Source organism: Streptomyces sp. NPDC088124 (genome assembly GCF_040685895.1).
Taxonomy (GTDB): Bacteria; Actinomycetota; Actinomycetes; order Streptomycetales; family Streptomycetaceae; genus Streptomyces.
This window is the reverse complement of record NZ_JBFBJB010000056.1, coordinates 31324-42422: the sequence shown is the minus strand read 5'-3', so window position 1 is coordinate 42422 and position 11099 is coordinate 31324. Positions and strand designations below refer to the sequence as shown.

Here is an 11099-nt window from a genome sequence, read left to right as displayed (position 1 = left end):
GATGACCGAGGTCAACCTGGGCCTGGACTTCGGCGCCACCGGCCTGCGGGCCGCCTACTCGGTGTCCGGCCGGCCCACCGGGTTCATGGCGCTGACCGGGGCGGACTGGCCGTGGCTGCTCTGTGTGCCGGCCACGGCGGGACCGGTGCCCGTGGCCTTCCCCAGCCTGAAGAGCATGCTCGGCGACAACACTCCGCTGGACGTGGCGGGCCGGCGGCTGCGCCCCGTGGAGATCGTGGCCCGGGCGCTGGCCCAACTGTCGCGACGGGTCCTCGACACGACCTCGGGAACCATCGGCCAGGTGGTGATCAGCGTGCCGACCAGGTTCGGGACCACACAGCGGGCGGCGCTGCTGGAGGCGGCCGAGACGGCCGGACTGACCAGAGTCTCGCTGATCTCCGATTCGGTGGCCGCGGTGATCGGACACACCGGAGGGGAGGGCAGCGGAACGTATCTGAGTTACGGCATGGGGTACGACGGCTTCGAACTCGGCCTGGTCCGGGTGGTGCGGGGCCGCTACCGGGTGCTCGGTTACGAAGGGGCCGGCACCCCGGGCGGACGCTTCCTGGACAGCCATGTGCTGGGCTCGTGGCTGCACGCGCTGCGCCCGCAGGGGCTCATGCCCGGGGAGGTCCAGCACGGCAAGGCGGGCTGGCTGCGGCTGCGCGCCGTCGCCGAGCAGATCAAGGAGACGCTGTCCGCGGGGGACCGGGCCCTGTTCCCGGTCCTGATGGCCGGTCCCGACAACCAGCAGCCGGTCACCATGGAGATCGAGCGGCAAAGCTTCGCGACCCTGGTCCGCCTGGTGGTGGCCCCCACACTGGACCGCGCCGACCACCTCTTCGACCAGTCCGGGATGCGGCGGGAGGACGTCGACACCGTGGTGCTGAGCGGCGGCAGCACCCGGCTGCCCGAACTGCGCGGGCTGATCTCCGGACTCGGCACCGCCGTGGTCCCGTCCGGGAACGAGCACATCGCCCGCGGGGCCGCGCTGTACGCCAACCGGCTCAGCGGCCGGTCCCCGGGGTACGAGGAACAACTGGGCGCCGACACACGGGACACCGCCGAGCCGCAGATGCAGCCTCCGCCCCTGAACATCACCCTGCTCACCGCGCCCGGAATGACCACACCGGCCGCCACACCGCACCGCCCGACCGGCCTGGACGCGGCCCGGCGGCTGATCGAGGAGGGCCGCCTCGACCAGGCCGGGAAGGAACTGCGCCAGCTGATCGCGGAGGCGCGGGCACTGCTCGACAAGATCTCCACCGCCCCGCCACCGGCGGACGGCGCCCCGGCCGCCGCGCCCCCGCCGGGGCACGATGCCCCCACCACAGCGCTTCCGCCAGGAGACGGCGAGCCCGCCGCCCCACAGGGCCAGGGCCCCAGCGGGGTGGCGCATCTGCTCACCCGGGCGCGCCGGCTGATCGCCCAGGAGCAGTACCAGCAGGCCATCGGCATGGCCCACCTCGCCTGGCAGCGGGAGCCCGACCGGCCGGACGTCTTCGAGGAGATGATCGACCTGCACTGCACCGCCGCGACCGCCGCCCCGGCCGTCGAGACCTACACCCGCGACGAGGAGTGGCTGCGCTGCGCCCTGGGCCACGACCCGAACAACGCCCGGATCCGGGCGCTGCTCGCCGAACGCTCCTACACCCAGGGCAGGGAGCTCAGCCGCCTCGGCCGCCGCACCGAGGCGATGAAGATCCTCGAACAGACCCTCACGTGGGACCCGGACCACAAGCCCGCCCGGGACCTCCTCCACACCCTCGGCCGCTCACGCGGCTCCTGACAGCGTCCCGCTGCACGGGGTAGGGCCGGGCCGCTACTCCGCCTCCGTGCAGAAGGAGGCCGTGCTGTCGCCTCGTTGATCCCGGTCTGGGCGGCGCCCGGCGTCTTCCTGAACGCGGTCCCGCGGTCCGAGTTCGATAGCACGCTGTTCCAGATGCTCCCGTAGGGTTCCTTTGCCGATCACGGTCAAGTGGTGCGGCTGATCGGTTAAAGCGAGGGATTCAACGGCGGTGATCGTGGATTTGTTGTCGTCCAGACGCCCGGCGTGCACCAGAGACAGGGGTCCGGTTCCAGCAGGCGGTTGATCGCGTACCTGGGCATCGCTCAAGAGGAGTCCACGTCCCTCGCGTAGGACTGGCCGGCAGCAAGCTGCTGGACGCGATGCGTGTCCACGTCGTAGCCGACGACACGGTGACCCACCTCGGTGGCGCGTACGGCCGGGGGAAGCCCCACGTAACCCTGACCAGCGACAACGATCTGCATGGCAGCTCCTACTCGATTGCGGTGCTTGAATGGACCGTCGTTCCTGGTCTGGCAAGGAGAAGCGCTGTGCCCCTGGTGTCTGTCGTGATGCCCGTGTACAATTCGGCAGCCACCCTCGGCGCAGCCGTCCGATCGGTCCTCACGCAGACCCACAGCGACTTGGAGCTCCTGGTCACCGATGACCAGTCCTCCGATGGATCCATGGACCTGCTCCGCGAGTTCGCCGAGCAGGACGAGCGCGTCCTGCCGGAGTCGGCGACCGAGCGGGGCGGTGCGGGCCGGGCCCGCAACCTGGCGATCGAGCGGGCACGAGGGGACTACATCGCCTTTCTCGACAGCGACGACATGTGGCTTCCGGAGAAGACCGAGAAGCAGCTCGCCTTCGCTGCGGAGGCCACTGCACCTTTGACGTTCACCTCCTACTTCAAGATGGACGCCGACTACGACGGCGAGAGCACCGACTGGGTCCCGAACGGGCGGGTGATCCGTGCGCGGCAGCACGTGGACTACCGCGCGATGCTGATCCAGGACCACATCGGTGCTCTCACCGCCATGTACGACCGCAATGTCCTGGGCACGAGGCTGATGCCGGAGATGCGCAAGCGCCAGGACTACGCCCTCTGGCTGTCGATCATGCGGAACGGCGCTGACGCCCGGGGCCTGGCTGAGCCGCTTGCGGTGTACAGGGCCCACCAGGCGGGATCGCTGTCCTCCAACAAGCTGTCGCTCGTGCAGTACAACTGGGCCCTGTACCGCGAGCACGAGCATCTGTCGGTCCCGCGGGCGACGCGGGCGCTGACCGGCGCTGTGTGGCAGTCGCTGCGCAACTCGCGCATCTAGGGCGTGTTTCGAAAGTCCCGCCTGGCTCGCGACGCCTGGCACGCACGCTCGCTGCGTTGTCGGAGTCGTCCACGTACGGCCAGGCCATCGAGGGCGCCGATCCTCCGCCTTGCGATCGCGCTCGGCGTCCACAGGACGAATCAATGTGCCAAGACGGAGCGAGCGGAGCGAGTGCAGTGCACCAGACGCCGCAAGCCCCGCCCTGCGGGCGGACGGCGCTACTTTCGAAACACGCCCTAGCCGCTTGTGCTCGTGCACGACGAGGGTGACGGCGACGCCGGAGGATCGGATCTCCCCGGCGAGCTTGACGGCGGCCTCCAGCTCGGGGCGCCGGGTGGCGCGGGTGGAGATCTTCTCCGAGAAGACCCGGGCAACCCCGGCCATCGTGAGGGAGTCGAGCTGTGCGTTGAGGGACTGCCGGGCGGTCGAGGCCCGGGCGTACCCGAGACGTACGTGTCCGACCGGCTCGGCGCCGGCGTCCGCGAGCCGGGGCAACTCGGTCCAGACCGAGCCCGGCTTGCGCACGGCGGGGGTCGGGACGTTCAAGACCTTGGCGAGTTGGGGCACGAGACGAAAAGCGGGCGGTGTGGTACTGGATGGCCACCTTGCCCTTGCCGGTGCGGCACGGGGAGCCGACAAGGGCGGCACAGGTGGACATCGGACAGTCGTGCGATTCCACGCGCTTGAAGTCGTCGTCGCTCACGACCCCGGCTGTTTCATGAGGGCGTTTCAGACGTCCAGTCGTTTGCAACAACTCATGAAACATGATCGCCGCAGGTGGGTCCCCGGACTCGCGGGTGTTTCATGAGCGACCACTCATGAAACGGGCGGCGCCGTACGGGACTGCTGCGAGACGCTGCCTTAACCAGGAGAGACGGTGGAGCATTTCGCGTCTCGCCACCTCTGCCTACGGTGAAGGGGTGAAGAAAATGATTCTCGGTAATGTCGAGGTCTCGCGGGTGGTCGAGTACCACGGTGCTTTCGGCACCACCGATGTCCTGTTCCCGTCCGTGCCGAGCGAGCTGTGGCGTCGGCACGAATCCTGGCTGGCGCCCGACTTCCTGAACGCCAAGACGGGTGAGTGGCAGGCAAGCGTTCAGACCTGGGTGCTGCGTAGCGCGGGCCGCACCGTTCTGGTCGATACCGGTCTGGGCAATGACAAGTCATCGGAATCGGAAGGCGAAGTGTCCGACAAGCGCGACGGCGATTTCCTCGACCAGCTGGCGGCGGCGGGGGTGCGGCCGGAGGACGTGGATCTCGTCGTCAACACCCACCTGCACGACGACCACGTGGGGTGGAACACCCGGCTGGTCGACGGCAAGTGGGTTCCGACGTTCCCCAACGCGCAGTATCTGATCAGCCGTGCCGACTTCGACTTCTGGCACCCCGCAGGCGGCCACGCCCCGAGGTTCGCCGACACCGGGGCGACGTTCAACGACAGCGTTCTGCCCGTCCATCAGGCCGGTCAGGCGGTGCTGTGGGAGGGCGACAGTCACCGCATCGACGAGGACCTGGTGCTGGAATCGGCACCCGGTCACACGCCCGGCTCGGCTGTGCTGCGGCTCGAGTCCGGCACGGATCGGGCGCTGTTCGTCGGCGACGTCATCCACACCCCGCTTCAGATGATCGAACCCGATCACGACATCTGCCTGAGCGAGGACCAGGCCGAGGCCGCCCGGTCCCGGCGTCGTGTCCTAGAGCAGGCAGCCGCGACGAACAGCCTGGTGGTGCCGGCGCACCTGGGCGGATCGGGCGCCGCCGAAGTTGTGCGGTCGAACGGGACTTTCTCGATCAGGAGATGGGCGTCGCTCTCGGACGTCTGATCCAGTAGGGGAGGATTCTCCCATGGATGTGCTCAGCGACGCGATCAGCGCCATGCGGGTGGGTCGCCCCTCCATGTCGCTGACGGCGGCGGACCCGTCGTGGGACATGAAGGTCCAGCCCTTCGAGGGTGCCCGGTTCTACGTGGTCACCACGGGAGGCGTCCGGGTGACAGGACCGGACGAACAGGCCATCCCCCTGGAGCCGGGCGACGCCGTGCTGTTCCCGCACGGGGCTGCGCACACGCTCGCGAACGCCACCGATGGCTCGGCCCAGTTCCTGTCCGGTGATTACCGGCTCGACCAGGCCCGACCTCACCCGCTGTTCCAGAACCTCCCCGATCTGGTGAGTCTTCCCGCGCGAGAGGGCCGCTATCCAAGTCTCCAGGCATCGATCGACTTGTTGCGCGGCGAGCTCGGCGAAGAGATGTACGGCAGGGACTTGGTGCTGCCGGCCCTGCTCGACGTGCTCCTCGTGCACCTGATCCGCGCCTGCCTCATCGAGAGCGCGGGACTGCAGGCCACCGGCTGGTGCGTCGCCCTCCACGACGAGGTGATCGCACGATCACTACGCGCCGTACACGAACGCCCCGCCGATCCATGGACCGTGGAGTCACTGGGCGCGTACGCGGGCCTGTCCCGTGCCGCCTTCGCCCGCAGGTTCGCCGCCATGGTGGGGCAGCCACCGCTCACCTATCTGACGTGGTGGCGGCTCACCACGGCGGCACGCCTGCTTCAGACGACCGACGCCCCACTGTCCGCCGTCGCACAGCGCAGCGGCTACGGCTCCGCGTACGCGTTCGCCAACGCCTTCAAACGCGAGTACGGGATCTCCGCCGGCCGGTACCGGCAGCAACACCGCACCGACCACCAGGGTCATGGCGGTGCCGTGGCCGGACGGAACTGAACGACGTTGCGGGAACGCGTCGGGGTTGTCATGGAGCACGACTCCGTCACGGGCCAGGAAGCCGGTGGCCTTACGTGCGAAGCTTCTGGTGACGGATCGGCCGTCGAAGCCCTCGAAGCGGGGTGTCTGAGCTGCGGCCAGGCCCCGGAGCCGCGAGGTACTGTTTCAGTGCCCGCCTGCCGCAGTGCGGCAGGCGGGCGGGGCTCACGGGCGTCTGCTCAGCCCGTTACATCACACCGAATCTGGCTGCTGGACACTCTCACGGGGGCCTCGGCCAGGCGTCACCATCAGGGCCACAACCGCTGCTGCGGCGGCCACGACGGCGCCGGTGGTGAAGCCGCGCGAGAAGCCCGCCTCATCGATCAGCCGGTCGAAGACCCGCTTGACGGTATGCCGCTGCTTGCGCGCACGCCCCACCCGCCCCCCACACACGCATCTACGCCGTGGGCGTCAAGCCGCTCCACCAGCGCGACTACATACTTGGCCGACATCGAATAATCGCTCACCGCACCAGGGTAGAGGCTGACCCAACCCCGCACCTGACGATTGCTACGGTCACCGGACCGACTCCCGGGGAGAACGGTCCTCCCGATCACCAACCGTCTCGGCTCCACCCGCGCCACCGACCCGGCCAGGATGCCGTTGCCGTTGGTTCCGGTGCCGCCTTCCCCCGTGGGCCGGCACCGGCCCCGACTGCTGAGCCCGGCTATTCCTCCTGGCCCGCGTTCGGATCACGCAGCGCGCGCAGGACACCGTCACCGTGGGAGCGGACGATCGGATAACGTCCGTGGAAATTGATGTGTTCATGGACCAGAGGAGAGAGCCGGGAACGGATCTCCTGTGAGATGGTCAGCCCGCCGGCCTCCAGCTCCTTGACGGCGGCGTCCATGTAGAGGGTGTTCCACCAGACCACGGCGTTCAGGGCCATGACCAGCGCCCCCAGCTGATTCTCCATCCCCTCCCGGTAGGCGTGGCACCCGCCACAGATCCAGCTCACCGGACTTCACCCCGTGGATGTCCCGCGTCCGCTCCAACGCGGCCTTCTGCCCCCGCCCCGACACATCCCGAGGCCCCTTGCGCGAACGCGACACCGGGCCCGGCGGCATCTACGACCTCCTAATCGGATACTCCGTCACCCGCCACTCCTCCGCCGAGCCGGCCAGGTAGGGGACGGTCGGACCGGCTCCCACCCCTTCAAGGAGCGGGAAGTACGGACGAACGGGCTCATCCGGTCAGCAGTTCGACCACCGGTAGGCGAGCGACACCAGCCCGCAGACAGGAAGGTCGAGTCGCCGAGCGCCGGAACGTGCCACTACGCCGTCAGCTTTCCACGGCGTACGTCACGAAGTGCGCCCAGGCACCGGGCGCGAGCGCCAGGTGGGGCCCCTGGACGTCCTTGGAGTCGCGGATGTGCACGGTGCCGGGGGTGGTGGCGATCTCGACACAGGACTCGCCGTTGGTACCGCCGCTGTAGCTGCTCTTGAACCATGCCAGTTCGGAGGCGTCCCCGGCGGAGGCCTTGCGCATCATGTCTCTCCCAGAAGTCTTTCGATGAAGGCCAGCGACTCCCGTGGAGGGAGGGCCTGCGCCCGGATGGTGCCATATTGCAGCTCAAGGATGCGGAGGTGCTTCGGATCGGAGACGGGCCGCCCGTTGAACAGGCCGTCGGAGCGCCCCACCGCTGTACCGTCCGGGAACTTCAGCAGATCGATCCTGCCGTCCAGCCCAGGGTGTGCCTCGGTGTTGGTCGGCATCATCTGAAGCGTGACGTTGTTCAACCGCCCCGCCTCCAGCAGACGTTCGAGCTGCTGTCGCCATACCATTGTGCCCCCAACTTGTCGGCGCAGCGGTGCCTCTTCCAGGACGAAATGGATTGACGGGGCCGGGTCGCGTTCGAAGACCGACTGCCGGGCCAGACGGGCCGCCACCATGCGCTCCACGTCGTCCGGAGAGTACGGCGGCTGCGCGGCCTGGATCACGGCCCGTGCGTGCTCGGGCGTCTGCAACAGCCCGGCGATGATGTTGCATTCGTACACGCCGATCTCGACGGCCTGGGCCTCCAGCTTCCCCAGATCCCGAACCTTCTTCGGGTACCGGACCTTCTTCACGTCCTCCCACGTCGCTGCGATGAGCCCATGCGCCCCCAGCGCCTCGTCGGCCGCGTTGAGGAAGTCCTGCCGAGGGATCCGCTTGCCGCCCTCGATCTTGTACACCATGTCCTCGCCGTAGCCGACGACCCTCCCGAACTCCCCGGCGCGCATCCCCGCCGCCTCCCGCCGGAGCTTCAACTGCCGCCCCACCGTGGTGATGACGGCCACGCCCCACTCGTCGTCCGGGTCCACCTCCCACCCCGGCTCGTCCGCCTCGTCCCTCGGTCGTGCCGCCTCGCTATCCACCGACATCCACATTCCTCCGTCCGGCCGCGCCGTCCCTCGGCGCCCTGCGCCCTACCCGTAGGAACCGCTTGGACAGCCAGGACAGCACCGGACAAGTACCGGACAGTGACCGTACGCAACCGTTCCGTCACTCCTCAGGGTAAGCAGATTCGGCCACGCTCAGTGATGTGAACGATGAAAAAGCCGAGACCACGGCTCAACTCGACCACCCTGTTCCCGTCTTCAGTGTGCTGCTTTCCTCCACGCCCCGGGGCGCCCGGCTCGCGCGGCTGCTCGCGGAGAGTCAACTCCGTGACTGGGGGCTCCCGTCGGACCCGGGCCGCCTGCTCGTGGCCGAGCTGGCGGTCAACGCCGCGAGCCATGGCCGGGTGGCCGGGCGGGACTTCCGGCTCACGCTGCGGCTCACCGGGGACGTCCTCCGTATCGAGGTCGCGGACACACGCCGGGAACGCCTGCCCGTCCTGCAATGGCCGGACCGGGACGCCGAGTCGGGGCGTGGCCTGCTGCTCGTGGACGCGCTCGCCGACCGGTGGGGGGTGACCGAGGGGCTGTTCCCGCGCAAGACCGTCTGGGCCGAACTACGTCTCACGGGACCGGAACCCGCTCCGCCAGGATCCGGTGACGCGGGCGATCCTCCTCAAGAAACGTGAGGGAAAGAACCCCACCAAGCCCCACCCCACCCGCCCGTCGCTCACACTCACTCGGGCGGGTGAACATCCCTGGTTGGGCTGGATTTCCAGTCCCCCGGCTGCCTTACGCTCAGCGGGCAGAGACACACCACCGCAGACATACGTCGGCCCCCGGCCGGGACTAGCGATCCCGATCGAGGGCCTGACCACCGAGGAAGAAAGCACCTTCCTGATGGATAGTCGAAACACTAGCGTGCCCTCCCATGCCCCGTCAGCCGTAGCCGACGGGCCACGCCACTTACGGGCGAACCCGCGTCCCCGCGTTCGGCCCCCGGCCCGGGTGGCGCATCCCGCCGGTGTCACGCACGACAACTCCCGCCACACCACCCGCTTCACGGTGATCGGCAACCACCTCGCCCAGCACGACGAGCTGTCACTGCTCGCGATCGGTCTCGCCGTGCACATCCAGTCGCTGCCCGCCGGAGCCCGCGCCGACATCAAGACCCTCGCCCACCGCTTTCCCGAGAGCCCCGACCGCATCGCCGGCGGGCTGCGCGAACTGGAGGCCCACGGCTACCTGCGCCGCCCCCGCGAGCGCACCCCCGCCGGCCGCATCGTCACCCGCACGATCTCCTGCAACCAGCCGGCGGCGAGCCGTCACCGTGCGACCGCCGCACCCGCCCGCGTTGCACCCCCGGAGCCCCCGGCAGACAGGACGCCCCCGGAGCCCCCGGCGCACGAGACGGACTCCGACGAGAACGAGAACGAGAACCACACGACTCCCGGCACGTGCCCCGAGCCCACCCGCCCCGCACCCGGCAAGAAGCGCCCCCTGCCCGCCGTACCCCAGCCCGGCTACTCCTCCCCGGAGCTGCTCCAGGCGGCCACCGACCTCCTCGCCGACCTGCGCGTCCTCGACCCCCGCCTGCTCCTCTCCGCCTGCGACACGGCCCATCTGGCCCCCGGCGTCGCCGCCTGGCTGGAGCGTGACGTACCGCCCGACGCCGTAACCCGCGCCCTGACCAGCGAACTGCCACCCGGGGGCCCACGCCGCCCCGCCGCCCTGCTGGCCCACCGCCTGACCGCCCAGCTACCACCCCCGCCCCCCTTCCGCGCACCGAAAGCCCCGAAACCCGTCCGGTACCCCCTCCAGAACTGCGACCACTGCGACCGCGCCTTCCGCGCCCCGGAACCCGGCCGCTGCGGCGACTGCCGACCGGCCGTGCGGGCTGACCGTTCCCCGGCGGCGAGGGGTGGCGCTCCGGATCACGATGACCTGAAGGTGCCGCTGTGATGATCGGCGACGGCCGGCGCGACCAGAGGCGGGCCCACCTGGCGGGGGACGCCGAGGCTGCCGAGCGCGCCGCGCGGCGTCTCGACGAGATGGGCACGGAGGAACGCCGCGACGACGAGATCGAGGCCGATCACAGGGCCGCCCGCCTGGCGGCGACCCACGCATACGCTTCCGCCGGATCCCTGAGCCGAGCGCCCACGGCCGCGGTGAACCCGGAAGGCTCGCGCGAGCTGGTACCCCGCCCCGAGCGGACACCGGACGCCCTGCGTGCCGCTCTCGGCATCGTCGCCCCCGGCCGTCTGGCCGAGATGCAGCGGACGAAGGACGAGGCCTTCGCCCAGGCCGTCGAGTGGCAGTCGCTCAGCCCGGTACGGAGTTGGGTCCTGGCCTGGGCACGGTACATCGAGATCGCCCGCCGCCCCGACCTGTCCGCCCGGTACCACCGGGCGAACGGCAACCTGGAGCACGAGGATCCGGCCGTTGCCCAGGAGGCACTACGGGAGCTGACCGCAGTCCTGGACGAAGCGATGAAGGCGGTCGAGCAGCCATGACTCTCGAACGCTGAGCGTGAAGAGTGAGTCACAGTACGTGAGTTCAGTGGGTAGTATCGAGTCGTGACGCAACCGACGGGTGCGTCCTCCCTTCATTCCGGGCCCCTCCTCTTCGGGGCCCGGCCCGACGAGAGCGGCCCCGGGACTGTGTGGTCGGCCGCCTCACGTCGAAGGGAGGGCGCCCCCAGATGGGTTGTCACGAGGAGCGGAAGCCGACTCACGTCGTCCGGCTGATCCGGCTGCTGCCGGAGCGGACGGCGAAGCGCGTGAGGAGGTGGCTGCTCTGGTGGCTCAGCAGGTAGCCGGATGTCCCCACACAGCCTAGGGACATCCGACAGCTCCTGATGAGCCGGGCCCCTGCTCGGATTCGCCGTCCGGTGCGGGGGCCCAC

General features: G+C 69.6%; 11 protein-coding genes and 1 pseudogene. 7 read left to right on the top strand and 5 right to left on the bottom strand.

Going from position 1 to position 11099, the window contains the following annotated elements; genetic code table 11:
- The first annotated feature begins 1 nt into the window (after position 1).
- Positions 2–1789 (top strand): Hsp70 family protein, encoded by a 1788-nt coding sequence (locus AB0P17_RS34055; RefSeq protein WP_365817170.1) that lies wholly within the window; start codon positions 2–4, stop codon positions 1787–1789.
- Between the two features lie 323 nt (positions 1790–2112).
- On the opposite strand, the gene AB0P17_RS34050 is transcribed toward AB0P17_RS34055, so the two are convergent.
- Complete coding sequence (locus AB0P17_RS34050; RefSeq protein ID WP_365817194.1) at positions 2113–2271, bottom strand: hypothetical protein; 159 nt, start codon at positions 2269–2271, stop codon at positions 2113–2115.
- 66 nt (positions 2272–2337) lie between these two features.
- Between AB0P17_RS34050 and AB0P17_RS34045 the strand changes: the two genes are divergently transcribed.
- Complete coding sequence (locus AB0P17_RS34045) at positions 2338–3111, top strand: glycosyltransferase (protein WP_365817168.1); 774 nt, start codon at positions 2338–2340, stop codon at positions 3109–3111.
- Between the two features lie 291 nt (positions 3112–3402).
- Here the strand turns inward: AB0P17_RS34045 and AB0P17_RS34040 are convergent.
- Positions 3403–3636, bottom strand: a pseudogene (locus tag AB0P17_RS34040) (recombinase family protein); the annotation flags it as partial.
- A gap of 395 nt (positions 3637–4031) precedes the next feature.
- Here AB0P17_RS34040 and AB0P17_RS34035 point away from each other — a divergent pair.
- Positions 4032–4934 (top strand): MBL fold metallo-hydrolase, encoded by a 903-nt coding sequence (locus AB0P17_RS34035; RefSeq protein ID WP_365817165.1) that lies wholly within the window; start codon positions 4032–4034, stop codon positions 4932–4934.
- Positions 4935–4956: 22 nt separating this feature from the next.
- Positions 4957–5838 carry an AraC family transcriptional regulator gene (locus tag AB0P17_RS34030; RefSeq protein ID WP_365817163.1) on the top strand — a complete coding sequence of 294 codons (882 nt, stop codon included), beginning with the start codon at positions 4957–4959 and terminating at the stop codon, positions 5836–5838.
- A 706-nt stretch (positions 5839–6544) separates the two neighbouring features.
- Here the strand turns inward: AB0P17_RS34030 and AB0P17_RS34025 are convergent.
- The 3 genes from AB0P17_RS34025 to AB0P17_RS34015 all read right to left on the bottom strand — a co-directional run bounded on the left by AB0P17_RS34025 (position 6545) and on the right by AB0P17_RS34015 (position 8240).
- Positions 6545–6835, bottom strand: coding sequence for a Tn3 family transposase (locus tag AB0P17_RS34025; RefSeq protein WP_365817161.1), 291 nt, complete (start codon positions 6833–6835; stop codon positions 6545–6547).
- A gap of 323 nt (positions 6836–7158) precedes the next feature.
- On the bottom strand, positions 7159–7368 hold the full coding sequence (locus tag AB0P17_RS34020; protein WP_365817159.1) for a DUF397 domain-containing protein: 210 nt from the start codon (positions 7366–7368) through the stop codon (positions 7159–7161).
- Positions 7365–8240: a helix-turn-helix transcriptional regulator gene (locus AB0P17_RS34015; RefSeq protein WP_365817157.1), complete on the bottom strand. Its 876-nt coding sequence runs from the start codon at positions 8238–8240 to the stop codon at positions 7365–7367. The genes AB0P17_RS34020 and AB0P17_RS34015 overlap by 4 nt, the downstream gene beginning before the upstream one ends.
- 161 nt (positions 8241–8401) lie before the next feature.
- On the opposite strand from AB0P17_RS34015, the gene AB0P17_RS34010 reads away from it, so the two are divergent.
- The 3 genes from AB0P17_RS34010 (at position 8402) to AB0P17_RS34000 (ending at position 10708) form a co-directional block, all read left to right on the top strand.
- Entirely contained in the window at positions 8402–8884 is a 483-nt protein-coding gene (locus AB0P17_RS34010) for an ATP-binding protein (protein ID WP_365817155.1), read from the top strand.
- A gap of 211 nt (positions 8885–9095) precedes the next feature.
- Entirely contained in the window at positions 9096–10157 is a 1062-nt protein-coding gene (locus AB0P17_RS34005) for a helix-turn-helix domain-containing protein (RefSeq protein WP_365817153.1), read from the top strand.
- A complete protein-coding gene (locus AB0P17_RS34000; RefSeq protein ID WP_365817151.1) occupies positions 10157–10708 on the top strand; it encodes a hypothetical protein in 552 nt (183 codons plus the stop codon). Before AB0P17_RS34005 ends, AB0P17_RS34000 begins: the two co-directional genes overlap by 1 nt.
- The last annotated feature ends 391 nt before the right edge of the window (positions 10709–11099 follow it).